Source organism: Candidatus Hecatella orcuttiae, from assembly GCF_002009985.1.
Taxonomy (GTDB): Archaea; Thermoproteota; Bathyarchaeia; order Hecatellales; family Hecatellaceae; genus Hecatella; species Hecatella orcuttiae.
Window position 1 is genome coordinate 1228575 of sequence record NZ_MTLX02000005.1, and the last position, 24842, is coordinate 1253416.

Consider the following 24842-nt stretch of genomic DNA (forward strand, 5'->3'; position numbering starts at 1 on the left):
TAGAGATGGTTTAGCGGCTTAATTTTTTATTCGGCATTCGTTTTTCTTCTCGAGATAACCAACCCGATAACCACTATCACCATGAACGTCAAGCCGATGGCCATTAAGATGATCTGCTGCGTAATTATTCCGGCGATCAATGCTCCGCCGCTCAAGACACTCAGTGACACCAGTATGCAACAGGCTGCTAAGACCAAGGCGGTGAGAAAAGGGGCTTTTCTGCCCATTCATTTTAGTCTTCTATCGGTTTATCGGCTAGGATTTTAGCATTGTAACCCAAGGATTCGATTACATGGACTATTTCTTCTCCAGATATTTCTGCGGGATCATAGATTACAGTGCCCTCCTCTTTCGATAAGCTGATTTTCACTTCTATAACACCGTCTTTTTGGTTTAGAGTATACCAAATGACGTAGCCGCAGCTCGGACAATACATTCCGCCTATTTTCAAAGAGAGCTGGTGGAGGCCCCTCGGATTCACTTCCCCTGAAGTAGAGGTGGGAGAAGCCGCCGGGGAGAACATGCCGTAGACGATGGGTGCAAAGGTAGGAGTGATGACGTAGACAGATAGCCCGTAGACTGTTAGCATCACGATTATAGCGGTGGCGATGAAATATTTTTCCCTCCGAAGTCCCTCCTTAGTAAAGAGGTTAATTTTACAGGCTTTGCTCTTCCTTTTCAGATGTATCAGGATGGCTGAAACCATGAAAGCCGCACTTAACCCCAAAAAGAAAGGACTGTATTGGGATAAACTCAGCGCAAAGGGGAGCGAGGCAAACCCCATCAAGACTATGAAGAGAGGGCCGATGCAGCACAGGGAAGCTATCAAACCAGAGGCGATGCCCAAGCCTATGGGCTTCTTTCTCCCAGTTGACGGGGGATCTGGCAAGTTTAGGGTGCGTTTTGTTTGAGAATTTTCTCTCATTCCTTCAACACCTTACACTTCACCAAATGCTCGTAGTATTTTTCGATGTGTTTATCGATAATTTCCATGAGGGGCAAGATTGTGTTTCTGTTTAAAGAATAAACCCTCTTTCTGCCATTCCGACCTGCTTCCACAAAGCCGCAGTTTAACAGGCATTTTAAATTATGGGACACCCTGCTCTGCTCTAAGTTCAATTCCTCGCATATCTCAGAAACGCATCTTGGTTTGGCTCTGAGGAGGTGAACAATCTCCAGCCGGGTGTCATTGGATAAGGCTTTTACAAAATATTTGTATGATAATTTTGACATATGATAAAATTATCATACATCATTATTAAACCTTGCCGCCAAAACCTTACTTAACTACCTTCAAAACAGAGCGAGACTTTCAACTCCCCTCTTCAAGCTCAGCCTGGAGTTTCTTGCCTTCAAAGGTAGCGGAAGACTAATTTAAGGGGGAGAATAGCAATTTTGAACATGTAGGAGTTGGAGAGGATGCTCATCGTTTCAGGGCCTTCTTCTCGGAGTCTGGGAGAAAGGATTGCCCAGCTACTGGGAGTAAGAAATGTGGAGGTGGAGTCTAAGGTCTTTCCTGACGGTGAAAGCTACGTGGGGCTGAGGAATGATGTGAAAGGAGAGAAAGTCGCCGTCATCCAGTCTACCTATCCCCCTCAAGACACCCATCTGATGCAGCTGTATTTCCTACTCCAAGCCGTGGGAAGACTGGGGGCGGAGGAGGTCACGGCTGTAACCCCCTACCTAGCATACGCTCGACAGGATAAGGCCTTCAAACCCTACGAAGCCGTAAGCATAAAGGCGGTTATCCGTTGCTTAGAAGCCCTAGGCATTCGCCGTCTCATCACAGTGGACGTTCACGAGCCTAGCATCTTCGAGGACGCTGCCTTCGCTTTCCAAAACCTCTCTGCCGCCAAAGCCTTGGCAGAGTATTTCCTCAAGTTAAACCTAGGGGAGCTGTGGGCCTTCGCCCCGGACGTGAAAGCCACTAAGATGGCGGGAGAAGCAGGGGTCATCTTCAGGACACCCCACGGTTGGTTTCGGAAGGAGAGAGACAGAGATACAGGGGAAATCGCCCTAAAAAGTATCGGAGGCATCGAGGTGAAGGGGAAAACCCTCATCCTCTTCGACGATATCATCAGCAGCGGAGGCACCACGGCGGCGGCAGCGAAAAGGCTGAAGGCCTTGGGGGCTGAAAAAGTCTACGCCGCCTGCACTCACCCCCTTCTCATGGGAGAAGCCTTAAGGAAAGTCCTCCAAAGCGGAATTGAAGAGCTGGTAGGCACGGACACCGTTCCCAGCCCTGTGAGCAAGGTTTCCGTAGCGCCTCTCATCGCCCAAGCCTTGAAGAGTGAACCTGAAACCTAAATGAAAAAGGCTGGCAGGTCCTGAGCGTCGTCGATGAGGTAGACTAGGCCTGCTGTAAAGAAAAATTGGCCGTAGTTTTTCTCCAGCCGGATGAAGCCGACGAAAACCAGAAACAGGCCGTACATCCAATGGTGAAGAGGGCGGTAAAACTCCGGGGGGATAAGGGGGGAAAGCTGGAAATACCAGAAAGCTAAACTGATGACAGCGAAAGAAAAACCTAGCAGAATCGACAACAACGCCTTAGTCTTCACCTTATCCAAGGCCTCTACCAGCCCAAGTGCAAGTTAATTTTTAAAGCTTCCAATAGTATATTTTCCTTCCATAAAAGGATACTCGTGAGCCTTTGACCGTCTTTTTCATGCTTGTCTCGGGGGAACACCGTCACCTACCCAAAGCTGAAGTAGGAGCCATTCTCGAAGCTGAAGGGCTTCCCTTCCGGATGCTGGAGGATTCCAACCGCCTCCTGAGGCTGGAGGCACCTCCGCCCGCCGGCTTGGCGGTGTCCAAAAGATCTGCCTTCTGCCGCCTCTGCGGGGTTGAGCTTCTCCACTGCAAAGCCTCCTTGGGGGATATACTTTCCTCCCTCCAAGCTTTAGGGTCGGAAATAGGCCTTAACTCCGGGGAGAGCTTCGCTGTGCGGGTGTGGAGAACAGGGGACAGTCAAAGCCCTCTTACTGGGTTTGAAGTGGAAAAAGCTGTAGGCCGGGTTCTCCTAACCATGGAAAGAGACTTGCGGGTAGATTTAAGGAGGCCTAGGAAGCTTTTTGTGGGAATTCTCTCAGGCAGAAGTTTCACCTTCGGGCTGAGTGTGGACGGAGAGGGGAGAAAATATTTCTCAAGTCGGACCCCCAGAAGGAAGCCTTTTTTCCACCCTTCTTCCCTTCAACCTAAAATAGCCCGATGTATGGTTAACCTTTCTAGGGCTGCGGGAGGGAAGATCCTCTACGATCCCTTCTGCGGAACAGGCTCCATCCTCATCGAGGCGGGTTTGATGGGTTTGGAAGCCTTAGGAGGGGACTTGCGGAAAAAAATGGTGAAGGGAACCAAAGTAAACCTGCAACACTACGGAGTGGAAAACGTCCATCTAACTCTAGCTAACGCCTTAGCCCCGCCCATACGCCAAGTGGACGCTGTCTCCACCGACCCACCCTACGGCCGAGCAGCCACCACAGCCGGGGTTCCCATTCCTGTTCTCTACCGAAAGTTTCTGGAGGAAATAGGCCTGATTTTGAAGCCGCAGGGCTACATGTGCATCGCCGCCCCCAGCACCCTCCCCTTGGAAGAGACGGCGGAAGAATACGGCTTCAAAACTGTGGGGAGATATTCCATCTATGTTCACAGAAGCTTAACCAGAGAGATATACGTCTTAAGGAGGATGTAAACAGCTTTGCTGCTGACATTTCTGGGCACCAGCGCCGGGCTTCCCTCCTTGGACAGAGGCCTGCCCAGCTTGGTTTTAAAATACGGACGGGAAATCCTGATGTTTGACTGCGGAGAGGGAACCCAACGCCAGATGATGCGGGCTAGGATAGGCTTCTCCCGGCCTATGAAAATCTTTGTAACCCACCTCCACGGCGACCACATGCTGGGGATCCCGGGTCTCCTCCAAACCATGTCCCTTCTAGGGAGGACTGAAAAAATTCAAGTCTACGGCCCTAAGGGTTTAGCCGATTTTCTGGAAGCCGCCCGAACTCATGTGAAATTTCTGCTCAGGTTTCCTTTGGAAGTCTTCGAAGTGGAGGAAGGCCTCATCTGCAGGGAAAAAGCCTACAAGGTAACAGCTCGGTGGACTGAACATCAGATCCCCACTCTAGCCTACGCTTTCGAAGAAAAAGAGAAACCCGGTAAATTCCACCCGGAAAAAGCTCTCAGCCTCGGAGTGCCCAAAGGCCCCCTCTGGCATCGGCTCCAACACGGCAGAAGGGTTCGGCTGAAGGACGGTCGAACGGTGGAGCCCAGCCAAGTTGTCGGACCTCCTAGAAGAGGGGTGAAAATCGTTTACTCAGGAGACGGTAAGCCTTGCCCCAACGTCCTGAAGCTGGCTAGGAACGCAGACCTCCTAGTCCACGAATGCACCTTCGACGACAGCCTCAAAGATAAGGCTGAAGCAGAATGGCACAGCACGGCAGGCCAGGCGGCAGTGCTGGCTTCGAAGGCTAGGGCTAAAAGGCTGATTCTAACCCACATCAGCACCAGATACAGGGATTCCAAGTTGCTCCTAGAACAGGCCCGAAAAGAATTCTCCCACGTGAAGGTTGCTGAAGATTTCATGCAAATCGAGCTTTAACTTATTGGGGCTTTCTAGCTGCAGGTGGCTGTTAAACGCTCACTCCACGAAGTGGGTGGGTACGTTCTTCATTATTTGGAGGAGGACGTTAACGGTGGTCAGCGACTTGGCTGTGAACGCAGGATTCTTATACATCTGCATGAGAGGTCTAACCTTAACTTGACGTCGGACAAAGGCGGAGGCAGGGGTCATCTCCCCCAAGAAGATCTTTTTGGTCGTTGCATAACTGCTGATGACGGTGAAGTTAGGCTTCCTCCCTTCCGGCAGTCCTGTTCCCACCGAGAAATGTGTTACCGTTCCACCGTTAAGCTCAATATAAATGAAAACTCTACCACTCCTGTATTGCTCCCTTAAAGCCGCCGGAAGATCCTCGATCACGTAGGCTACCGCGAGGCTGAACTCCGCTGCCAACGACCTAACACTTTCATCGGTGGACTTGGCATGCTCGATGGCAGCCACCACCTTTCGTATCCACTCTTCGGAAAGAAAGGTGTATTCAACTTGGTTTAGAACCGTTCCTTTCTGCTGTGGTGACAGGATGGGTTTGTTCAGAGAGATCCCCCGGAAATATATAACAGTGTTATAAGTTTATATATTACTTTTTTATAAAGTTTATGGAAACAGGGGAAAATGGAAAATGCCCAGAATAGACCCTATAGCGGAGGTTAAGGAAGACCACGGTAAGGTCCGGGACCTTTTACTGGACATCATGAGCGCCATCAAGCGACGGGATGTGACAAAGGCTTTCGAGCTTCTGCTCATCTTGGATAAGCTGGGAGGGCCTCACTTCCGTTTTGAGGAAGAAGTCATGTATCCTGCCATGAAAAGGTTCTACGGCGAAGACTACTACCTCCGGCTACTGGAGGAACATGACCGGGTGATAAGGGCTGCTAAGCAGTTGGCCGAAACCTTGGGGAAAGGCTCCATAACCGAAGAAGAGTCGGAGAGGCTCATAAAACTGATCCAAAATGAGATACTGCCTCATCCCATCACGTGCAGCGGACTGGAAATCCTGATGGAAAAACTCAGCCCCGAAGAGCTGGAAAAGATAGCGGAAAGCATCGAAGCTGGCAGGGAAGCTGAAGTCCCCCTCCTAGAGTGGGCAGACACCATCAGGGCTAGGAAGGCCTAGACACGGTGAGCAGCGGTAGGGAAAAAGTCGCCCTCATCGTAAACAGCGCCTCCTACGACAGGGTCAGCTACGCTCTGACGATAGCGGTAATGTCGGCGGCTCTCGGCCGGGAAGTGCTGGTGCTCTTCACCTACGGGGCGCTTAGAAGGTTGAAGAAGGGAAGCACCGATGAAGTTGGGGGGGAAACCGAAGTAACTGTCCGTGAAACCGTCAAGCAAGGGTTGCAGAAAGGTAGCTTGCAAAAGATCTCCGCTCTGCTGAAAGATTTGAAGCGTTTTGGGGGAAAAGTCTACGCTTGCGTCTCAGCCATGGCTTTCCACAACCTTACCCGAGAAGAGTTGATCGAAGAAGTCGACCAAGTGTCGGGGATAGCAGCTTTTCTAGAAGCGGCGAAAGACGCTTCCATAATGCTCTACGTATAACCTTGAACCCCAGCCTTCTTTTTCTCTTCTGGTTTAAATCTCGAATGGCCCTCCGTTGAGCCAGCTGACCGTTACCGGTGGATGAGATAGAAAAGATTAGGGTTTGGATGCTTCCTTTAACTTTAGGAAGCTTCCGTAAGGGTTAAAGATGGACTCAACCATGAAGTAACCGTTGAAACCGAAGGCTTGAAACTTTTTAACCGTCGGAAGCCAGGAAGTCGTCCCAGCTCCCAGCTCTAGGTGAGCATCTCGGTCACCTCGGTTGTCGTGGAGGTGGACATGGGATATTCGCTTCTGAAACCTTCGGATGAAAAGCTCCGTTTGGCCTACAATGTTGGAGTGGCCTATGTCTAAGGCAAATCCTAGGCTGGAGCTTTCCATGCTAGAGAAAAACTCCTGAAAATCCTCCACCCTTGCCAAGACCGCCGGAATGTTCTGAGGCATATTCTCTATGGCATGAGGGAGGCTGAGACTTTCAGCCAGCTTGGAGATTCGTTCCACGGATTTCAAGTTAACTTCCCAAGCTAGGTTTGGGTAGAAGGAGTCCAAGGCTCCGCGGAAGCCCGGATGGAATATAAACATCTTAGCCTCCAAGAGTGCAGCTTTAGCAGCGGACTTTTCCACCGCTTTTAAAGAAATATCCAAAAGAGCCGGATTCAGGGATGCGATGTTCAGGTCGCAGAAGGGAGCGTGCACACAGTATTCGAATCCGTAGGATGCCGCCAGCTCTTTAAGTCTTCTAACAATTTTTTCATCCAACTTCATCTTGTCTTCGTCGACTATTTCCCAGCCTTTGCAGACTTGGCCGTATTTCTCCATGACGGAAAAACATTTTTCATAGGGTTTTCCCGAAAGAAACAGAGTGGAGAGGCCTATCTTCAATTCATCACCCCTCGGCGCTCATCCTAACTTGTCTCTTCAGACGCTCCCCCCGTCAGCCACCGGATGACCTCTTCAGGCTCCCCGCATTCTATCTCCACTTCTATAGGGCCTAGGGGAGATTCACCCAACGGCTCGCAGAAGGACAAACGTCCTGCGTAAGCCGCCTGCTTGTTCAAGTAAAAAACGACCCTGCCGTTCAGCTTTCCCTCTCTCATGATCCTCCTCGCAGCGTCTCTGATTCTCTCCTGTTTGAGAATGTTCCGAAATTTGAGAAGAGCTTCTGCCTCACGTGATTCGAAAACTAGGGTCTCCCCGTCCTTTTCTTGGGGCACCCTCAAGCTTAGGTGGGTGAAGATGTTCTCCACAGCCCTTTTCACTTTGCTTAAATCTTCCGTAGGATGAACTCTAACCCGGCCTTTAAGGAGAATTTCCAGTTTTCATCCGCTCCAAGACTTTCCTCACTTCCGCCTCAAACGCTTCTAGGCTACCCTTGTTCTCTATGGTTATGTCCGATAAATTAACCGCCGCTTCTACCCCCACCTGAAGCTCTCTTTCATCCCTCTTTCTCAACGTCTCCCAAGAGAGAGCATTGTCGCTTCTAAGCCTTTGGGAAAGCCTTTGAAACCTAGCTTGAGAGGGAGCCACTGTGGCTATGAGCTTAAACCCTGGGTAACGCCTCCTGAACTCCTCAACCTCAGCCGGACTTCTGACTCCGTCGACAAAGACAAAAGGGCTGCCCGCCTTTTCCACAGCTTCCACCGTCAGCTCAGCCAAGATCGCTTCACCTCGCTCTTTTCTCATCTCCAACATGAGCCTCCCTAGGTTTTCCGCGGAGGGTTCAAGGCCCCTAGACTGGGCTTCAGCCCTGACAAAATCACCCATGACGATAACGGTATAGCCCAGCTTTCGAGCCACCTCAGCGGCGGAGGTTTTCCCAGACCCCGGTAAGCCTGTTACCCCCACGACCGTCCTCCGGCTTGTCCCGGAAGATGAAGCCTGTTTCAATTGTCTTCCCTCGGGCCGAGCCCCCTCAGAACATGATTGCCCGCGATAGTATTTCAATCCCACCGGTATATCAAACGTTCTCTATCCGAATTTTCAGCAAAAACTTTTTTGCAGGGAACTATAACTGTTCTTAACGCCCGCTTTCATCTATGGAAGGCTGGGGGGCAGTCGTCTAGCTTGGTCTAGGATGAGAAACTCCGCCAACAAGATCCCAGGGCTGAGGGAGCTAGACCCCGGCGGGGAACCTGGGGCGCTGGAGAGCCGGGGTTCAAATCCCCGCTGCCCCACCAAATTTTGTTGATTTATTTAGACTACGCTTACTGATAAGTGAGGGATCACTCAAGGCAATAACTTTAAATCACAATATTTTTCATAGTGTCTTCAGGTGAAAAAAATATGGAAAAGATGCCTTTAGTAGTGTCAGCAACATTTTTACTATTGCTGTTGATGGCGCCAATGGCGCAAGCTTCCTCCGGCACAATTGAATTGATAGGGAAGGAATGGGATCACGATCCTTTGAAGGTTTACGTTCATGCAGCGCCTAAGTTTGCCGACTATGTTCCTCATGCTATAACAGCGCTGAACGATTGGTCTGAGGGCTTACAGGCAGCCAGTGGTAATTATGACGCCTTTAAATTTGAGGTCATCGATTCTCGGAGGGATGCAGATATAATCCTCTCCATACGAGGTGGAGCGTTTGCCGGTGTTTTGGGGATGACCATTTGGCGGGATGTGGACGGGGACGGCACCTTTGACAAGGTCATGATAACAGTGAAGGTAGGGGCTGGCGATGTTGGATTGGAGGATTTCAGAAACGTGGTTCGCCATGAAGTGGGTCATGCATTGGGGCTTGGTCATGAAATCACAGACGAACCGGACTTAATGGATCCGACCTACGATGCTTCAGACGTTGGCAGCGATGTTCTTCCCTCAGCCTTAGACATAGAGGCTCTGTTATACATATATTATGACGATGGCTTCGGTCTACCAAATCTGCCTCCCGATGAAATACCGTCAAGCTTTTCGCTATAAACTAGCTGGCATCAGCTTCCTTTTTATTTTCGAGTTTCCCATGGAATCGCTGAGAAATTCTCGCGTGTAACTTACCTTTTTCGCCTTAACTCGTAATGGCCCGGGATAGTTATCGCTTTAATCAAGCTGATTAAATATTAAATAGTAAAAAGTTATATAGCGACTTGAATCATGATTTTTGGGCTGTGGAAAAATTGACTCTGACTTCCCAGACGCCGGAAGGTGGATTCTATGCAGGTAGAGCGAAACCGGGAGAAACCGTCATCGAGATGAGAGGGATTACCAAGCGTTTTCCCGGCGTAGTCGCCAACGACGACATCGACTTCGACGTCAAGGCTGGCGAGATCCACGCTCTTCTGGGTGAAAACGGAGCTGGGAAGACAACTCTCATGAACATCATGTACGGTCTTCTCCAGCCTGATGAAGGTGAGATCTACGTTCGCGGCCGGAAGGTGGTTATGCGGTCTCCCAAAGACGCCATCGCCTTAGGCATAGGGATGGTTCACCAGCACTTCATGCTCGTGGAGCCTCATACCGTAACCGAGAATGTCATCCTAGGCCTCAAATCCCCCAAAGGCATACTGTTAGACTTGGAAGGAGCTAAGAGGCGGATAGAGGAGCTTTCCAAAAAATACGGCCTCAAGGTTGATCCAGACGCTAAGATCTGGCAGCTCTCGGTGGGGGAAAGGCAGCGTGTGGAAATAATCAAAGCCCTCTACCGGGGAGCGCAAATCCTCATCCTCGACGAACCCACCGCTGTGCTAACGCCGCCCGAGGTGAAAGAGCTCATGGCCATCATTCGAAGGATGGCGGAGCAGGGGCACGCTGTGGTTCCGTTCATCACCCACAAGCTGCCGGAGGTAATGGCCATAAGCGACCGCGTAACCATTCTCCGCCGCGGAAAAGTTGTAGCGAGAATCCGCACCAAGGACGCGCGAGAAAGCGAACTGGCTAGGCACATGGTGGGAAGGGAAGTCCTCTTCACCATCGAGAAAAACCCCGCTAAGCCCGGTCGAGTCGTCCTAGAAGTCAGAAACCTGAAAGCCTTGAGCGACAGAGGCCTGCCTGCCTTGAAGAATGTTTCCTTCTCCATCAGGGAGGGAGAGATCCTCGGCGTGGCTGGGGTGGCTGGGAATGGGCAGCGGGAGCTGGCGGAGGTCATCGCGGGTCTGCGCCGGGCTGTGGCGGGGAGGGTGCTCATCGACGGAAGGGACGTCACCAACCTCCCCCCAAGGGAGATAATCAAGCAGGGCCTAGGCCACATCCCCGAAGACAGAATGGGAATGGGCCTCATCCTAGACTTCTCCATAGCCGAGAACGCTATCTTAGAAACCCACAGCAGCCCGCCTTTCGCCCGCGGATGGTTTATCGACCCCCAAGAGGTCGGTAAACATGCGGAGAGGCTGATCAAGGAGTTCAACATCATGGCCCCGAGCAAAGATACGCTGGCAAACCACCTCTCCGGTGGGAACTTGCAGAGGCTTATTTTGGCTCGGGAGCTTTCCAGGGAGCCCAAGGTTTTGGTGGCCAACCAGCCGACTCGGGGGTTGGACGTGGGGGCCACCGAGTTCATCCGTAGGAAGCTTTTGGAGCAGCGGGACAGGGGCGTGGCCATCCTCCTCATCTCCGAGGACCTGGACGAGGTCATGTCCATGAGCGACCGCATCGCCGTCCTCTACGAGGGCGAAATCATGGGAATCCTCCCCGCGGAGAAAGCCAAAGTGGAGGAGGTAGGGATGATGATGGCTGGCGCTAGAAGGCAGACTGAGTTTGAAGCTTGAGAAACCTACGCTGGGCGGTTGAGGAAATGGCGCCTTTAAAATTGAAGATGAGAGAGAAGCCTCCTGCCCCCGCAACCAAGGTTCTGTACTTGGTTGCAACGTTGACACCGATGTTTCTGATAGTGGCTGTTATAATTTCTATGGTGGGAGCCAACCCTCTGGTTGCCTACCGGGAGCTTTTCACAGCTCCTTTCAGAAACATCCACAATGTGACCGAGATTCTTGTGACAACCACCCCTCTGCTGCTCATAGCCCTAGGTTTGAGTGTAAGTTTTAGATGTAAGTTCTGGAACATCGGCGCGGAGGGGCAGCTGTATGCCGGTGCGCTGGCCTCCACAGCCACGGTGCTTCTTCTGAAAGACAGTGCCACACCTTCAGCGGTTTTCATCCCTCTGCTCTTAGTGGTTGGTTTTTTAGGCGGAGCCGCTTGGGCGACTATTTCTGCGGTGTTGAAGATTAAATTTCAGATCAACGAGATAATCACAACGCTTTTGTTGAATTTTATCATGTTTTATTTCCTAAGCTTCCTCCTTTACGGGCCTTGGATGGACCCCATCAGCGTCATGCCCCAATCTGAGCTTTTCCCCCCAGCGGCGAGACTTCCGAAGTTGATTCCGGAAACGAGGCTGCACACAGGCCTCTTCCTCGCCGTTCTGAGCATCCCTCTGGTTTATCTGATTTTGAACAAGACTGTCTTAGGCTATCAGATTAGAACCACAGGCAGCAGTCTGAGCGCAGCCCGTTTCGGAGGGATAAACGTGGGCAAGGTCTTTCTGCTGGTTGTAATAATAAGCGGAGGCCTCGCCGGCCTCGCTGGGATGGGTGAAGTTTCAGGCATCTACTACCGTCTGAGGGGGGATATCTCCCCCGGATACGGCTACACAGCCATTCTGGTGGCTTTGCTTGGGAAAAACCACCCGGGATGGGTGACCTTGGTGGCGTTTCTTTTCGGCGCCCTCTTGGTGGGAGGATACGAGATGCAGGTTGCCACAGGGATACCCACGGCTCTGGCGCTGGTCACTCAGCCTTTAATCTTCTTCGGTGTACTCTGCGCTGAGGCTCTCAGCCGTTATGAAGTCAGTTGGAGAAAGTGAAAATGTCTCTGGAAGTCTTCCTCACAGGCCTCATAGCCGCTGGCTTCCGCATTGCCACACCCATCTTGTTGGCAGCGCTGGGGGAAACCTTCGCTGAGCGAAGCGGCATCCTCAACCTTGGAATCGAGGGGATGATGATCATGAGCGCCTTCACTTCCTTCTCCGTCACCTACGATACTGGAAACCCTACGCTGGGATTGTTGGCGGGCTTAATCACCGGGGGAGTGATGGCTTTCATCCACGCTTTCATGTCCATCACCATCAAAGTCGACCAGATTGTCAGCGGGCTTGCGCTCACCATTCTCGGGCTGGCTCTCTCCACTTTCCTGTTCATAAGCTACTTCAAACGCACCCAGCCGGCTGTGGAAATCTGGGAACCCACCGCCATCCCTGTTTTAAGCCAGATCCCCATCATCGGGCCGGCCTTGTTTCAGCAGCACGTAATCACCTACTTCGCCATCATCCTATTCATTGTTTCCACATGGTTCCTCTTCGGTACTACTTGGGGTTTAACCATCAGAACAGTGGGGGAGAACCCGGCTGCCGCGGACACCGTAGGCATAAGGGTGGAGCGCGTGCGCTATCTATGCACCATCTTCGGGGGGCTGATGGCCGGCATAGCCGGGGCCTACCTGACGTTGGTGGTCTTCAACTCCTTCTTCGGCGGAATGACTGCTGGGCGTGGATGGATAGCCATAGCCGTGGTGATCTTCGGTCGCTGGACTCCTTCTTGGGTTTTCGGAGGGGCCCTCTTCTTCGGCCTTGTGGATTCCTTTCAGCTGAGACTTCAAGCTTCAGGGATCCCTATCTCCCCACAATTTTCTCTCATGATCCCTTACCTCTTCACTCTCATAGCCCTCATAATAGTGGGTAGAAAACGTTACGCACCGGCAGCCTTATGTATTCCCTACAGAAGAGGGGAACGATAAACCCGGCGGCTTGGCATCGCCTAAGCTGCATTCAGCGGGCATGAAAATATTCAGGTATGCCGTTACCCCAGTTAAAAGCTTCCACACGTGTGGAGGCTAGCTTAGCATCTAAGGAAAGGTCCATAAAAAAGGGTGGATAGACGGGTTGTGCCTATTTTTATAGGCCCCAGTGGTCTTCCGGCTGTGTGACGATGGGCTGAATTACCAGTTCCCCGGCGAGGATCCGTTCTTCAAGTACTCTGAGCTCGTCTTTGACTTCCGATGGTACGACTTCAGGGAGGTTTATCTTGAACTTCGCTCCCCCTTCAGCCATGCCGGCGTAGTATTCTTTAGCCTCGAATCTGTCCTCCATGACGCTGAGGATTATTTCTTCGAAGATCCCGTCGAGGACCCAGTTGGAGCTGGCCAACACCACCTCGGGAGCCCAGTCTATGTCCGGCCTCTCAAACTGCGCTGCGATGAAGTGTACTCCTTTCTCCGCAGCTCCTGTGGAGGCTCCGGCTGCGTCGGAGAAAATGATGTCGGCTCCTGCTTCGATGAGGGATATGGCAGCCTCCCTTCCCTTGGGTGGGTCGTACCACGTGAAGATCCATGTTATCTTCACGTCGACGTTGGGGTTGCGCTTTTCACCCCAAGGTATCCCTCCAAAGGCGTCGTAGACTCCTTGGATGAATCCGTTGAAGTACCTGTTGGCGTTCAGCACAGGATACTGGCCCACGACCCCGATGATGTTGGTCTTAGTCATCTTCCCTGCAAGGTAGCCGCACAGGTAGGCGGACTCATGCAGGTAGCTGTCGTAGTGCCCCACATTGGGCGGGATTTTCTCCGGAGGCGGGTAGAGGACATGGAGCTCCGTTCCTCCACCTGCACCCAACACGACGATGTGGGGATAGTCTCTGGCAATCGCCTTGATGGCGTCAGGATACCAGCTTGTGAACATGATGATGTCGAAGTCTCTCTCCGCGTAGGACCGCCCCACACGCTCACCTTCCGGAACAGTGACACCTTCTGTAAATTCATAGACGAGACCGTACTTCTCCTTCAGCCTCACCATGGGCTCGTATTGGGCTAAGTCCCAAGAGTGGGATGTAACCGTCGGCTCAATGTGTATAGCCGCCACCTTCAGCGGCGGTTTCGGCGTCGGAGTCGGTGTAGGCGTAGGAGTCGGCGTTGGAGTAGGCGTCGGTGTTGGAGTGGGCGTAGGAGTGGGTGTTGGAGTTGGAGTAGGCGTAGGGGTCGGCGTTGGAGTAGGCGTAGGAGCCGGAGGTCTTGTAGCCTGCCAAGCAGCGTAGCCGCCTACGCCAGCTACCACTGCTGCGACAACCGCGGCGACACCGTATTTGAGGGCGCTTCTCCTAGAAGTCTGACCGGCCAATTTGACAGAAAACCTCCTTCAAGTAAGGAGGAAGGTTCTCTTCTGCTATTTATCATTTTTGGAGGCCTGAATTTGCTCATCTGCCAGTTTTCTATAACTGATATCCAAAAAAAAATGGATTGGAAGGTTTCTGAATACCAAAAGATAGATAAAGTCAAGATGAGAAAACTCCGAAGCGGTGAAAAGGAATGACTCTGCTCATAGAAGGCGGAATGGTGATCACCAACAACCCAGCCCAGCCTCTTTTGGTAGAAGGCGCTGTGGCGGTGGAGGGAGATAAAATTGTGGCAGTAGGTAGGGCGGAGGAGGTGAAACGAAATTACACGGCGGAGGAAATTGTAGACGCCCGTGGGAAGCTGGTGATTCCGGGAATGGTGAACGCCCACACTCACCTATTTCAGGTGCTCGCCCGCGGACGGTTCGCAGAGGCTACCGCGGCTGTGGCAAGCGCCCCCACCGCGGACAAGGACATGTGGCTGTGGAACATACTGAAAAAATCCATGTTCCCTACCTCAGCAGTTTTAACGGTGAAAGACTTGGTCGCTGGAACGCATCTCGCCTGCGTTGAAATGGTGAGAAGCGGCATCACCTGCGTGGTGGACAACCACTACGGGCCCACGGATAAGGCCACAGTGGTGAAGCTGGCCGAGGCCCTGGAGAAATTCGGAATGAGGGGAGTAATAGCCCGGGGATTCGCAGGGGACGAACCTAAACTGGCGAGCAAACTGAGGATTCCAGCTCATGTTTTCAAGTACTCCTCCGAGGAGGAGCTGAGGATTACGGAGGAATGCATCTTGGAGGTGAACCGCCAAAGCAGCCTCATCCAAGTCTGGCCGGCGCCCCTTTCTGAAATGTACATATCCCCTGAGTTTTACGCTAAAACCCATGAGCTTGCGAAGAAATACGATGTGGGCATCCATACGCACATGGTCGAAGGCACCGCTGACCCTAAGCTGTATGTGGAGGAATACGGTAGGAGGCCGGTGGAGCTGCTTTACGAGCTAGGCGTCCTGTTCCCGAAGTTTCAAATGGCCCACGGCACATGGCTGTCAGATGTCGAGATCGAACTGATAGGGAAAACCGGAGCCACCGTGGTGCACAACCCCTTCAGCAACGCCCTAGGTTACAGTCCGGGAGTGGCTCCGATACCTAAGCTCTTGGAGAAAGGAGGCAACGTAGCCCTAGGAACCGACGGGGTGTTCGAAAACATGTTCGAAGCCCTCAAGATGGCCATAGGCCTTCAAAGGGTAACCCACCTCGACCCCTTCGCTCTACCAGCGGACAAGGTTTTCGAGCTGGCAACCTTAGGCGGGGCGAGGGCTTTGGGGCTTGAAAAGCAGCTGGGCTCCCTGGAGCCGGGAAAGAAAGCAGATCTAGTGGTCGTGGACGTGAAAAAGCCGTATCTTACTCCTCTTTCCCGGGAGGTAACAGCCTGCGGCCTGCTCTACCACCTGATCCTCTTCGGCACCGGCACGGAGGTTGATACAGCCGTCATCAACGGAAAGATCGTCTTAGAGGAGGGAGTGATCAAGCCGGTTGACGAGGCTCGCGTGCGGGAGGAGGCTCAAGAGGCAGCCGACGACTTGGCTCAAAGGTTCACCGAAGCCGATGTGCTGTGAGGCTTGCGGAAAGCCCTATTTTCAAGCCTGTAAGGGTACGCCTAGGTCTGCCAGCTGCCTTTTCACTTCCCTGTAGAGGCTCAGCCACTCCTCCGTTGGCTTAAGCGTCTTCAGGTTGTAACATTCCATGAAGGTCTTACCTAAAGGCGGGTTTCTCAGCTTCTCCTCGTATCTTGGGAGAATGGCCTTCACTACGTCATTAGCCTCGGTGCGCTTCATCCCCGCGCATGATTTGGAGACCTCCGCTGCGAACTTCTGCTCCAAAGGAGTGATGTGATCCACATGCTTCCCGCCCGCTGAACGGTTGCCGCATTGAACCGCGCAGCCCGAGGCGACCTGCTCCAAGGCGCCCGCCGCCATCTCGTAGAGAACCTCGCGAGTGCATGGGCCTGAAACCTGACTGGTCACACCTCCTATAAGAAGATGAGTGTTCCTGCTCACAGCCTGCTCCGCCACGCTGGCCGCCCAGAGGGCGTCCCGGCCTACGTTTCCCCCATACCTGACGTCGTAGATCACCCCGGAGATGAGAGCGCACCTGTGAACTAGAAGCTGAAGTAGCACAGCTGCCACCGCCGCCAGAGCTGCCCCCTCAGGGGGGCCCACGTAGCCTCCTATCATGGACCAGTGGCCGCCGTAGATGTAGCTTCCGTTACCTTGAATCCTCACAACCTTGTGGAGCAAGCCGTAGGAGGTTTTTAACTCCGTGACGGCGAGGGCGAGCCCCATGTCGCTTCGCGCGTAACCGTGGAGGGCACCGTAGCCGCCTAAGAGGCCGTACTCTGTGGGGCTGAGGGCGACTCCTATGATCGGCGCGCCTAGCCTGCCGGCTCTTCTGAGGGCTTCCTTCACCTTGGCTGCCTCGTTTATTCCGGCTAGGCTTTCATAGGGTGAACCCGCTAGGATAGGCCGCCCGTGGAGGGTGGAAGTTGTCAAGGGGGTCACCAGGTCGATGATTTTTAACGACGCCATGGCTTGCATCAGCTCCATGTAATGCTCCTCTGAAACCACTCCGAACCCGGACCTGAAGAGGGGAGGCTGAGGGTCTTCAGGCTTCCTAGCCTTGACCACCAATTTCTCCGTGCCTTCCCCGATGGTTATTTCGCTGGGGGCTTGGTAGCGTATTGCCTCCTTCAACTCTTCTTCGGTGAACTTGATCGTTCTCTCCGTGTCCAAGCAGAGCATGCCTGTGTCCGCGGCGAATTCGAAGCCGGCTTTCCAGAATTCGTCTGCGAGGGTGTCGTCAGTGTTTACGGAGTTCGCGGGGTCGCATGTCTTAGTCAGGCCGTGCTCCCTAAGCTTTTCCTTGACATGGGTGGGTATGATGTGCTTGTCCCATTTTTCAACTTCGCAGACAGGGCCCGAGTGCGCCCGGTCTAAGACTTCTAGAAAACTCACCACGCAGACCACCGGTGGGAAGGTTATTTTGGACGATTATATAAACTCTAACAGCAAAGCTTAAACACCTAAGGCTGAAAAACAGTAGGTCGAAGGTGGAACGGTGAAAAAAGCATGAGTATCCTGGTTGAAGGCGGAATCATGGTTACAAACGACCCTTCCAAGCCCGTGGTGAAAGACGGCGCTGTGGCGGTGGAGGGAGATAAAATTGTGGCGGTGGGTAGGGCGGAGGAGGTGAAACGGAATTACGCGGCGGAGGAAATTGTAGACGCCCGTGGGAAGCTGGTGATTCCGGGAATGGTGAACGCCCACACTCACATGTTCCAAGCCCTCGGGCGCAGCATGTATTCTTCGCTGCTGGGCAGCATGGACACTGTGGATAAGGACATGTGGCTGTGGAACCTGCTGGAGAGGTTCCTGTTCCCCCTTTCCCAAGTTCTAACAGTGGAGGATGTAGTCACTGGAGCGAACCTTGCCTGCGTTGAAATGGTGAGAAGCGGCATCACCTGCGTGGTGGACAACCACTACGGGCCCACGGATAAGGCCACAGTGGTGAAGCTGGCCGAGGCCCTGGAGAAATTCGGAATGAGGGGAGTAATAGCCCGGGGATTCGCAGGGGACGAACCTAAACTGGCGAGCAAACTGAGGATTCCAGCTCATGTTTTCAAGTACTCCTCCGAGGAGGAGCTGAGGATTACGGAGGAATGCATCTTGGAGGTGAACCGCCAAAGCAGCCTCATCCAAGTCTGGCCGGCGCCTCTTAACGAGATGTACACCTATCCCGAAACGATAAGGAAAGCCTACGAGCTCGCGGAAAAACACGGCGTAGGCCTGCACACCCACATTCAAGAGGCCGGTAATGAAACAAGGCTGTATACTGAGGAGTACGGGAAAAAGCCCGTGGAGCTCCTCTACGAGCTGGGTGTTCTTTCCCCCAAGTTTCACATTGTTCACGGCATATACCTCACGGAAGAGGAAATCGACCTCGCCGGAAAAACCGGAGCCACCGTGGTGCATAACCCTTGGAGCAACGCATGCTTCGGCACAGGAGTAGCTCCGATACCTCGGCTGGTGGAGAAAGGCGCCAACATCGCCCTCGGCACGGATGGGGTGTACGAGAACATGTTTGAAGCCCTCAAGATGGCTTCCGGCCTTCAGGGAGCTGTCCACGCTAACCCTGTGTTGATGCCCGCGGACAAGGTTTTCGAATTTGCAACGCTGGGCGGGGCGAGGGCTTTGGGGCTTGAAAAGCAGCTGGGCTCCCTGGAGCCGGGAAAGAAAGCAGACCTAGTGGTCGTAAACGTGAAAAAGCCGAATATGATGCCCTTCCCTTGGGATGCATCCGCCCGCGGCCTAGCCTACCACCTCATCCTCTTCGGTGTAAGCGCCTACGTGGACGCTGTCATCATCAACGGAAAGACCATTATGGAAAACGGGGTGCTTAAAACCGTCGACGAGGACTCTGTGCTGGAAAAAGCCCAAGAGACAGCCGAGAGCCTGAGAGAAAGAGTGTCATCGGTCACAGCCGGTAAACTCTGATACGCAGAGAAAACCGATCGGCTTCCAGCTCTTTCCTCCCACTCCAAGACTTGGATGAGTTCGATTAGAGCCTACTTGTAACGCCCATACTTCTCTGCTGATTCAACCATTTTTTTGACGTTCACGGCGGGCGTTCGGTAGGGGATGATGTAGCTGCTTGACAGCAGATAGGCTCCTCCCGCGCCGCCTTTTCTTATGGCTTCCTTGCACTGGTCTTCAACCTCCCCTGGAGAGCCGTAGAGTAAGGTTTCCTCTTTGATGTTGCCCATCAGCGCCACCCGTCTCCCGACCTTTTCCTTCGCTACACCTAGGTCGGTTTTTCCAAGGCTTAACACGTCTGCGCCCACCTCCGCCATCCTTTCAAGGGAAATCTCAGCGTTTCCGCAGCAGTGGAGAATGTATCCCGCTCCAGCCTCGTGCACAGCGTCTGCCAGCTTCTTGGCGTAGACACCGTTCACCTCCCAGCCCAAGTCAGGGCCTAGCACGTTTTCCGCAAACCAGTCTTCCGCGCTTATTATCCACCGGCATCCAGCCTCCACCTGCGCCTTGCAGAAGGCTACGGCGCATTCGGTGACGAATTCCATGTACCGACGCTGAAAATCCCGGTTTCGAACCACGTCGACCATGACGTTCTTCGGCCCCCTGAGATATTCAGCCCAGTAGCTCAGCCCTCCGAATCCTCCGAGGACCGCCGCCTGAGAGCCTACCTCACGGCTGAGAATCTCAGCAGCCTTGATCCGGGAGGGCATGGAGCCGTCTTTTCTGGGGTTCGGCTTCTCAAGGTCGTCTAGGTCCTCCTCCCTCGTGAGCAGGGGTTTGGAGCAGTCCACGTAAGGTTCACCCCTCTCGGATATGACCACTTCAAGGCCGAAAGCGTCTACTCCGCAGACAGTCCAGAGAAAGCTGCAGACGTTGTCGGATCCGAACATCTCCCGCCCTCGGAGCATCGCTTTCGCTATTCCTTCCGCGTCCCAAAAAATATCCTTCCAAGTTAAGCCTAGAGAATCAAGCACAGTATGAGCAGCTCCTAAGCCGTAGTACACCACAGGAACCCTGTCGGGGATACCTCTCTTCGCAGCCTTCTCAAACCGCTCCCTGCTGCTCAGCATAAGCCCGCGATCCCCGGCTGCCAATTACCAAAAAAATCGATGGGCGAGGCTGGACTTCAGCCGATGCCAGCCTCAGCGGCGCCATGCGCCTTCTAAGCGGAGGTAATGCCTTTTATCACAGGCTTTTTCAGCTCTCGCCCTCTTTCTATCAGGCTTCTGCAGAGTTCCGGGGCGTCCTCCGCGTTCTTACCCCAGCCGTCCGCTGCTATTTCCTCCGCCCACCTAGTTGTGACGGAGGCTCCTCCAACGATGACGTAATGGTCTTCCCTGATTCCCATATCTTGAAGCAGAGCCACCGTCTCTTTTTGGTAGTAGAGGGATGAAGTCAGCAGGCTGGACATTCCTATGATGTCCGCCTTCACCTTCCTAGCTTCCTCAACGAATTTTTTAGGGTGCACATCCACCCCAAGGTCATGGACCTCAAAGCCGCCGCTTTCCAGCATGGCCACGACAAGGTTCTTCCCGATATCGTGGATGTCACCGTACACGGTGCCGATGACCACGACGCCCTTCCTCATATCAGCCATCTCCTCCTTGGAAAGGCGGGACTTTAAAACCTCCAACCCAGCCTTCATGGCGTCCGCTGCCAACATGACTTGGGGCAGGAAAATTTCGAAGTTGTGAAACTTCTCCCCTATCACAGCCATGCCTTTGGCGAGGCCTTCATTTATGGCCTTGGTGGGGCCTACTATGTCCGCTGCTTCCTCCGCCGCCGCCTTTGCAGCTTGCTCGTCGCCGTTTATCACAGCTTCTTCGAGACGTTTTAAAACAATCGATTCATCCTTAGCGCTCATGGTGTATATTTTTCAGCCATGGGTATTTAAACATCACCGCATCGATAATGAAGCACACACCCGTCTTCCCGGGCAAAAAAAGGGTTATAACATACATATATGGCCATAGGTTTTCTGGGCGAGGCGCCCGCCTTTTCCAGCTTGATAACGACTTGGATGCATGCGTGTGTCTAACCGTATCCCGGCGGCTTCTTTCTAGGAGTGGGGGAGGTTACCTGTAGCAGTTTTTCTTCCAGTTCCTCTGCCACTTCTCCCAAGCCCAGCTCTAAAAGTTTCTGCTTTGCGGGCAGGCCGCTTTCAATATTCCATCCTCGCAACGTGTAATATTCTCTCAGCATCTCTTCCAACTCTACCACCTGCCCCTTCGCCGGACCCTTCGGGGAGGGCTCCTTCGTCAGACGTTCAGGCAGAATGTCGTCCTTGCGGCTTATTCCTTCCCGAGCATTGAAGGCTCGGTTGAGGTTTACGATGCGTTCGCCGATGAGGCGTAATCTTTCCTCAGAAACGTTCATGCCGCAGGTTAGTTTCAGAGCTTTGGAGATGTCATCGTAGTAGTAGACGGGGGGAATCTGGGTTCCGTACTTGCACACTCCCACGGACTCAACCACGACCATGTAATCCTCGCATTCCTTGACCATCAGCCCCTTGTACTTCGGGTTCAACCTATCCGCTATTTCCGGCAGGTACTCTTTTCCAAACCTCTCCTCTATCGTATCCTTGAAGCTCACTTCGTCGAGCACTGGGAAAGCGTAGAGGTGGTCTGCGCCCCTCGCCGCTGTGACGGCGGCCAGCCCCATGGATTTCTGGGCTCTGGGCTCCTGGGCTGCTATCTCCTGTTTCTTAACGTGCATGACATATTTCTCCGAGCCTCTCCCAATTTTCCTAGCCGCCCGGTAGCTTCCCTCCGCAAGCAGGTCTCCGAAGCCTTTCCGCTTGGCTATCATGGTGATCAGCTGGATTAGGGTTTCATAGTTTCCCCAAGAGAGGTCTATTCCGCCTGTGTCTTTCTTGGTGAGAATGCCTACGTCGTAGCATTCCATGGCCCACGATATAGTTGCACCGGTGGATATGCCGTCCATGCCGTAGGCGTTACAAAGGTAGTGAGCGAAGAGCACAGCTTCCACATTCGACACACCGCACCGGGAACCTAGGCTGCTCTGAGTTTCAAACTCCGGGCTTCCGCCTATGAAGGCGAAGGGCCCCTTATCCACTTTGGTGTAGCGGCCGCACCGCTGCACACAGGAGAAGCATGCTCGAGGTTTCACCAAGTACTTCTTTCGGATGGTTTCGCCGCTGATTTTTTCATATTCTTCGAAGACTCCCTGACGCATGTTGTAGGTGGGAAGCCGGCCGATCTCCTGCATGAGCTCGATGAGGTAGGTGGTGCCATACTTCACCCGCCCCTCGGTGAAGGGGTGGGCGAGCATTCTTTTCTGCAGCTCGTCAATGAACTCCAGATATTTGTCAGCCTCAGCGACCTCGATATCTTTGCTTCCGCGGACAACTATAGCCTTCAGTTTTTTAGACCCCATCACCGCCCCGAGGCCGGAGCGAGCTGCGCAGCGTTCTCTATCATTCATTATGGCGGCGTAGCGCACCAGATTCTCGCCTGCAGGGCCTATGGAGGCTACTTTAACATAGGGGTCCCCCATGTCTTTCCTCAGAATGTCGTCGGTTTCATGGGTGGTTTTACCCCAGAGGTCCCCTGCCTCTTTAAGCTCCACCGCATCGTCGTCGATCCTCAAGTACACAGGCTTGGCTGAGCGTCCTTCAACGACGATGGCGTCGTATCCCGCATATTTCAGCTCCGGCCCCCAGTGGCCTGCAGCGTGGGACTCCCCCCAGATCTCTGTCAGGGGAGACTTCGCAGCGACCACATACCGTGAAGCTTGGGGGAACAAGGTGCCTGTCAGAGGGCCTGTTGCAAACATCAGAACGTTCTCCGGGCTTAGAGGGTCTGTTCCGGGTTTAATCCTATCGTATAGAATCCTAGAGCAGAACCCTGCTCCTCCCAGGTACTCTAAAGCCAGCTTTTCGTCGAGGGGAACTTTCTTCAGCTTCCCGGTGGTGAGGTTGACGTGTAGAAACAGGCCTGCGTAGCCTTTAAACTTCACAGCTCATTCACCTTTGACTATTTCTAAGCACCTAACCGGGCATTGTTTCACGCAGAAACCGCATAGAGTGCAGTTTATCGCCACATGCCTGCTGGGATGCATGAATATAGCGTCATAGGGGCATGCGTCCACGCATAAGGTGCAGCCGGTGCATTTTTTTTGGTTGATGACGACCAAGCCGGTTTTTTCGACTTTCCTGATAGCTCCCTCCGGGCAGGCCTCGATGCAGGCCGGCTTTTCGCAGTGCCTACAAGCCACTGGAATATCTTGGCCTTCCTCCCGGCGTACAACTCTAACTCTGGCTTTTTTCGGGTTCAGCACATGTTCATGGAGGAAGGCGCAGGAAAGCTCACAAATCCGGCAGCCGGTGCATTCCAAGGGGTCAGCGTGTAAGTAAGGCATGATGTTACTCTCCTCCTGAAGCAGCCGGCTTCGGGTATTCCACATGGGGTTTTATGGCACTTAACCTTCGCCAGAGTTCTTCAGCTGCCTTCTGCGAAACCGCGTTCACCTTCTCTTCCTCAACTGTCAAGACCCGGCGGTTTTCCATCAGAATCTCCCCGTCAACGATCACCGTCTGCACATCGTCCCCGTCAACGGTGTTCACCAAGTGTCCGAGGACGCTTTCCGGTGTTAGTGGTGTTGGAAGAACATCCGGCTTCACCACGATTATGTCCGCCTTTTTCCCAGCCTCCAAGGACCCGAGCTCTTGGTCTAATCCGTACATTTCGGCTCCTTTGACGGTCGCCATCTCCAAGACTGTTTGCGGGTCCATGACCCTCGGGTCCCGGTGGTGGACCTTGTGGAGGAGAAATGCCGCCCTTATGTTCTCGAACCCGTCGAAGATGTATCCGTCGTTTCCCAGCCCGACGGTTATTCCTTCCCGAAGCATGGCTTTAACCGGCGCCACTCCCACGGCGTTGAGCATGTTGCTCATGGGGTTATGGGCTACCTTCGCCCCTGTCTTCTTGAGGATGCCGATTTCATCCTCGTTAAGCTGGACGCAGTGAGCTAAGACTACGTCAGGTTTGAGAAGGCCTAGGTCGTGAAGCCTCTCCACCGTTCTCTTTCCATACCTTTCCATGTTATGGTAAAGGTCCCCCAGCCCCTCTGATGTATGAATAGTCAAGGGCACCCTGTACTTGTCGGCAAGCCGGCGGACTTTTTCCATCAGCTGATCAGACAGCGTGAAGGAGGCATGGAGGCTGAACATACCCTTGACTTTGTCCATTCCTCCTCTGGCAATTTTCTCTATGAACCTCACATTTTCCGCTACGCCTCTTTCCCCTTCTTCGGAGCTGTGTCTCTCCGTTACTTCGTAGGCTAAGATTCCCCGAATCCCCACCTCTTTCACAGCCTTCGCTATGTGGTCTAGGCTTAGGTCCACGGAGTTCGGCCCCGAATAGGTGTCCGCGAAACAGGTGGTTCCTGTCTTCAAAAACTCCAAGCAGCCGACCAGAGCGCTGGCGTAGGCGTCCTCCCGGGTCATCGCCTCATCCATCGGCCACCAGACTCTCTGCAGAATCTGGGAAAAGTCGGTGGGCGGAACGATGTTAAGACTAGCCCCTCGGAGAAGCATACCGTATAGGTGTGTGTGAGCGCAGATCAGACCGGGCATTACGATGCTTCCGCGGGCGTCGATAACTTTCTCAGGTTTATAGGCCCCTCCAGCGTCTCCTTTTCCAACTTCCACGATCCTGTCTCCGTCGACAACAACCTCTCCTCTCAAGATGCGCCGCTGAGCGTCCATGGTCACTAGGAGCCCGTTTTTTATCAGCAAGACCACGAGGGTTCACTTCGTTTTACAGCTTCTATTTTTAGAGGTTGCTGGTTTACCTAGGAAAGGTGCACTAAAATTTATATCTTATGATAAAAATTCGCAAAAGGCCAATATGGCTTTTATTTATGTTTTCCGGTTTGGGAGGGGCATAGACTCCGAGAACAGCAGCCTGAAAGGTTTACGGAGCAAAAGCAACTACAGTTCTAGGCCCTCCCTCGGAGAAAAACTTAAAGTCCCCGGTAATCA

At 53.1% G+C, this 24842-nt stretch carries 27 protein-coding genes and 1 tRNA gene; 13 read left to right on the forward strand and 15 right to left on the reverse strand.

The window, feature by feature from the left end; genetic code table 11:
* Nucleotides 1-26: 26 nt before the first annotated feature.
* Together BWM17_RS09400 and BWM17_RS09405 are read right to left on the reverse strand one after the other, a co-directional pair.
* Entirely contained in the window at nucleotides 27-227 is a 201-nt protein-coding gene (locus BWM17_RS09400; RefSeq protein ID WP_309493672.1) for a hypothetical protein, read from the reverse strand.
* Nucleotides 228-232: 5 nt separating this feature from the next.
* Nucleotides 233-706 carry a cation transporter gene (locus BWM17_RS09405; RefSeq protein WP_309493673.1) on the reverse strand — a complete coding sequence of 158 codons (474 nt, stop codon included), beginning with the start codon at nucleotides 704-706 and terminating at the stop codon, nucleotides 233-235.
* Between BWM17_RS09405 and BWM17_RS09410 the strand changes: the two genes are divergently transcribed.
* Entirely contained in the window at nucleotides 693-911 is a 219-nt protein-coding gene (locus BWM17_RS09410) for a hypothetical protein (protein WP_309493674.1), read from the forward strand. The genes BWM17_RS09405 and BWM17_RS09410 overlap by 14 nt on opposite strands.
* Nucleotides 912-921: 10 nt before the next feature.
* Here BWM17_RS09410 and BWM17_RS09415 read toward each other — a convergent pair whose 3' ends face one another.
* Complete coding sequence (locus BWM17_RS09415) at nucleotides 922-1233, reverse strand: metalloregulator ArsR/SmtB family transcription factor (protein WP_309493675.1); 312 nt, start codon at nucleotides 1231-1233, stop codon at nucleotides 922-924.
* A 186-nt stretch (nucleotides 1234-1419) separates the two neighbouring features.
* On the opposite strand from BWM17_RS09415, the gene prs reads away from it, so the two are divergent.
* Nucleotides 1420-2307 (forward strand): ribose-phosphate diphosphokinase, encoded by an 888-nt coding sequence (gene prs / locus BWM17_RS09420; RefSeq protein ID WP_309493676.1) that lies wholly within the window; start codon nucleotides 1420-1422, stop codon nucleotides 2305-2307.
* Here the strand turns inward: prs and BWM17_RS09425 are convergent.
* On the reverse strand, nucleotides 2304-2567 hold the full coding sequence (locus tag BWM17_RS09425) for a hypothetical protein (protein ID WP_309493677.1): 264 nt from the start codon (nucleotides 2565-2567) through the stop codon (nucleotides 2304-2306). The genes prs and BWM17_RS09425 overlap by 4 nt on opposite strands.
* Before the next feature lie 98 nt (nucleotides 2568-2665).
* Between BWM17_RS09425 and BWM17_RS09430 the strand changes: the two genes are divergently transcribed.
* Complete coding sequence (locus BWM17_RS09430) at nucleotides 2666-3688, forward strand: methyltransferase domain-containing protein (RefSeq protein WP_309493678.1); 1023 nt, start codon at nucleotides 2666-2668, stop codon at nucleotides 3686-3688.
* A gap of 6 nt (nucleotides 3689-3694) precedes the next feature.
* Nucleotides 3695-4594, forward strand: coding sequence for a ribonuclease Z (rnz, locus tag BWM17_RS09435; RefSeq protein WP_309493679.1), 900 nt, complete (start codon nucleotides 3695-3697; stop codon nucleotides 4592-4594).
* 39 nt (nucleotides 4595-4633) lie between these two features.
* On the opposite strand, the gene BWM17_RS09440 is transcribed toward rnz, so the two are convergent.
* On the reverse strand, nucleotides 4634-5056 hold the full coding sequence (locus BWM17_RS09440) for a hypothetical protein (RefSeq protein ID WP_309493680.1): 423 nt from the start codon (nucleotides 5054-5056) through the stop codon (nucleotides 4634-4636).
* Nucleotides 5057-5231: 175 nt separating this feature from the next.
* On the opposite strand from BWM17_RS09440, the gene BWM17_RS09445 reads away from it, so the two are divergent.
* Entirely contained in the window at nucleotides 5232-5726 is a 495-nt protein-coding gene (locus BWM17_RS09445; RefSeq protein ID WP_309493681.1) for a hemerythrin domain-containing protein, read from the forward strand.
* 5 nt (nucleotides 5727-5731) lie between these two features.
* Entirely contained in the window at nucleotides 5732-6148 is a 417-nt protein-coding gene (locus BWM17_RS09450; protein ID WP_309493682.1) for a DsrE/DsrF/DrsH-like family protein, read from the forward strand.
* Nucleotides 6149-6244: 96 nt separating this feature from the next.
* On the opposite strand, the gene BWM17_RS09455 is transcribed toward BWM17_RS09450, so the two are convergent.
* Genes BWM17_RS09455 through BWM17_RS09465 form a run of 3 tightly spaced genes read right to left on the reverse strand, consistent with a single transcriptional unit; the run spans nucleotide 6245 to nucleotide 8035 of the window.
* Entirely contained in the window at nucleotides 6245-7030 is a 786-nt protein-coding gene (locus BWM17_RS09455) for a sugar phosphate isomerase/epimerase (RefSeq protein ID WP_309493683.1), read from the reverse strand.
* Nucleotides 7031-7053: 23 nt separating this feature from the next.
* Nucleotides 7054-7464 carry an RNA-binding domain-containing protein gene (locus tag BWM17_RS09460; RefSeq protein WP_309493773.1) on the reverse strand — a complete coding sequence of 137 codons (411 nt, stop codon included), beginning with the start codon at nucleotides 7462-7464 and terminating at the stop codon, nucleotides 7054-7056.
* Nucleotides 7448-8035, reverse strand: a complete 588-nt coding sequence (locus tag BWM17_RS09465) for an AAA family ATPase (RefSeq protein WP_309493684.1) — start codon at nucleotides 8033-8035, stop codon at nucleotides 7448-7450. Before BWM17_RS09465 ends, BWM17_RS09460 begins: the two co-directional genes overlap by 17 nt.
* 161 nt (nucleotides 8036-8196) lie before the next feature.
* Here BWM17_RS09465 and BWM17_RS09470 point away from each other — a divergent pair.
* The 5 genes from BWM17_RS09470 (at nucleotide 8197) to BWM17_RS09490 (ending at nucleotide 12871) form a co-directional block, all read left to right on the forward strand.
* Nucleotides 8197-8325: transfer RNA gene (locus BWM17_RS09470), tRNA-OTHER, on the forward strand.
* Between the two features lie 106 nt (nucleotides 8326-8431).
* Nucleotides 8432-9067 (forward strand): matrixin family metalloprotease, encoded by a 636-nt coding sequence (locus BWM17_RS09475; RefSeq protein WP_309493685.1) that lies wholly within the window; start codon nucleotides 8432-8434, stop codon nucleotides 9065-9067.
* A gap of 269 nt (nucleotides 9068-9336) precedes the next feature.
* Nucleotides 9337-10848 (forward strand): ABC transporter ATP-binding protein, encoded by a 1512-nt coding sequence (locus BWM17_RS09480; RefSeq protein ID WP_342766520.1) that lies wholly within the window; start codon nucleotides 9337-9339, stop codon nucleotides 10846-10848.
* 26 nt (nucleotides 10849-10874) lie between these two features.
* On the forward strand, nucleotides 10875-11942 hold the full coding sequence (locus tag BWM17_RS09485; protein WP_309493687.1) for an ABC transporter permease: 1068 nt from the start codon (nucleotides 10875-10877) through the stop codon (nucleotides 11940-11942).
* Entirely contained in the window at nucleotides 11939-12871 is a 933-nt protein-coding gene (locus BWM17_RS09490; protein ID WP_309493774.1) for an ABC transporter permease, read from the forward strand. The genes BWM17_RS09485 and BWM17_RS09490 overlap by 4 nt, the downstream gene beginning before the upstream one ends.
* 157 nt (nucleotides 12872-13028) lie before the next feature.
* On the opposite strand, the gene BWM17_RS09495 is transcribed toward BWM17_RS09490, so the two are convergent.
* On the reverse strand, nucleotides 13029-14246 hold the full coding sequence (locus BWM17_RS09495) for a BMP family protein (protein ID WP_309493688.1): 1218 nt from the start codon (nucleotides 14244-14246) through the stop codon (nucleotides 13029-13031).
* Between the two features lie 188 nt (nucleotides 14247-14434).
* Here BWM17_RS09495 and BWM17_RS09500 point away from each other — a divergent pair, with 188 nt between their 5' ends.
* A complete protein-coding gene (locus BWM17_RS09500; RefSeq protein WP_309493689.1) occupies nucleotides 14435-15865 on the forward strand; it encodes an amidohydrolase in 1431 nt (476 codons plus the stop codon).
* A gap of 21 nt (nucleotides 15866-15886) precedes the next feature.
* Here BWM17_RS09500 and BWM17_RS09505 read toward each other — a convergent pair whose 3' ends face one another.
* Nucleotides 15887-17272, reverse strand: a complete 1386-nt coding sequence (locus tag BWM17_RS09505) for a monomethylamine:corrinoid methyltransferase (RefSeq protein ID WP_309493691.1) — start codon at nucleotides 17270-17272, stop codon at nucleotides 15887-15889.
* Nucleotides 17273-17374: 102 nt separating this feature from the next.
* Here BWM17_RS09505 and BWM17_RS09510 point away from each other — a divergent pair, with 102 nt between their 5' ends.
* On the forward strand, nucleotides 17375-18799 hold the full coding sequence (locus tag BWM17_RS09510; RefSeq protein ID WP_309493692.1) for an amidohydrolase: 1425 nt from the start codon (nucleotides 17375-17377) through the stop codon (nucleotides 18797-18799).
* A 71-nt stretch (nucleotides 18800-18870) separates the two neighbouring features.
* Here BWM17_RS09510 and BWM17_RS09515 read toward each other — a convergent pair whose 3' ends face one another.
* The 5 genes from BWM17_RS09515 to BWM17_RS09535 form a co-directional block, all read right to left on the reverse strand.
* Nucleotides 18871-19932, reverse strand: coding sequence for a uroporphyrinogen decarboxylase family protein (locus BWM17_RS09515; RefSeq protein WP_309493693.1), 1062 nt, complete (start codon nucleotides 19930-19932; stop codon nucleotides 18871-18873).
* Nucleotides 19933-20000: 68 nt separating this feature from the next.
* On the reverse strand, nucleotides 20001-20702 hold the full coding sequence (locus BWM17_RS09520; protein WP_309493694.1) for a corrinoid protein: 702 nt from the start codon (nucleotides 20700-20702) through the stop codon (nucleotides 20001-20003).
* Nucleotides 20703-20872: 170 nt separating this feature from the next.
* A complete protein-coding gene (locus BWM17_RS09525; protein WP_309493695.1) occupies nucleotides 20873-22816 on the reverse strand; it encodes an aldehyde ferredoxin oxidoreductase family protein in 1944 nt (647 codons plus the stop codon).
* Nucleotides 22817-22819: 3 nt separating this feature from the next.
* The gene (locus tag BWM17_RS09530; protein ID WP_309493696.1) at nucleotides 22820-23218 is read right to left on the reverse strand and encodes a 4Fe-4S dicluster domain-containing protein; all 399 of its coding nucleotides are present in this window, start codon (nucleotides 23216-23218) and stop codon (nucleotides 22820-22822) included.
* 4 nt (nucleotides 23219-23222) lie between these two features.
* Nucleotides 23223-24602: an amidohydrolase family protein gene (locus tag BWM17_RS09535; protein ID WP_309493697.1), complete on the reverse strand. Its 1380-nt coding sequence runs from the start codon at nucleotides 24600-24602 to the stop codon at nucleotides 23223-23225.
* Nucleotides 24603-24842 lie beyond the last annotated feature (240 nt).

Bases quoted from the DNA above. Each gene is read 5' to 3' on its own strand.
- BWM17_RS09400 (WP_309493672.1), bottom strand. From the start codon at position 227: ATGGGCAGAAAAGCCCCTTTTCTCACCGCCTTGGTCTTAGCAGCCTGT.
- BWM17_RS09410 (WP_309493674.1), top strand. From the start codon at position 693: ATGGCTGAAACCATGAAAGCCGCACTTAACCCCAAAAAGAAAGGACTG.
- BWM17_RS09405 (WP_309493673.1), bottom strand. From the start codon at position 706: ATGGTTTCAGCCATCCTGATACATCTGAAAAGGAAGAGCAAAGCCTGT.
- BWM17_RS09415 (WP_309493675.1), bottom strand. From the start codon at position 1,233: ATGTCAAAATTATCATACAAATATTTTGTAAAAGCCTTATCCAATGAC.
- prs (WP_309493676.1), top strand. From the start codon at position 1,420: ATGCTCATCGTTTCAGGGCCTTCTTCTCGGAGTCTGGGAGAAAGGATT.
- BWM17_RS09430 (WP_309493678.1), top strand. From the start codon at position 2,666: ATGCTTGTCTCGGGGGAACACCGTCACCTACCCAAAGCTGAAGTAGGA.
- BWM17_RS09445 (WP_309493681.1), top strand. From the start codon at position 5,232: ATGCCCAGAATAGACCCTATAGCGGAGGTTAAGGAAGACCACGGTAAG.
- BWM17_RS09475 (WP_309493685.1), top strand. From the start codon at position 8,432: ATGGAAAAGATGCCTTTAGTAGTGTCAGCAACATTTTTACTATTGCTG.
- BWM17_RS09480 (WP_342766520.1), top strand. From the start codon at position 9,337: ATGAGAGGGATTACCAAGCGTTTTCCCGGCGTAGTCGCCAACGACGAC.
- BWM17_RS09485 (WP_309493687.1), top strand. From the start codon at position 10,875: ATGGCGCCTTTAAAATTGAAGATGAGAGAGAAGCCTCCTGCCCCCGCA.
- BWM17_RS09500 (WP_309493689.1), top strand. From the start codon at position 14,435: ATGACTCTGCTCATAGAAGGCGGAATGGTGATCACCAACAACCCAGCC.
- BWM17_RS09510 (WP_309493692.1), top strand. From the start codon at position 17,375: ATGAGTATCCTGGTTGAAGGCGGAATCATGGTTACAAACGACCCTTCC.
- BWM17_RS09520 (WP_309493694.1), bottom strand. From the start codon at position 20,702: ATGAGCGCTAAGGATGAATCGATTGTTTTAAAACGTCTCGAAGAAGCT.
- BWM17_RS09530 (WP_309493696.1), bottom strand. From the start codon at position 23,218: ATGCCTTACTTACACGCTGACCCCTTGGAATGCACCGGCTGCCGGATT.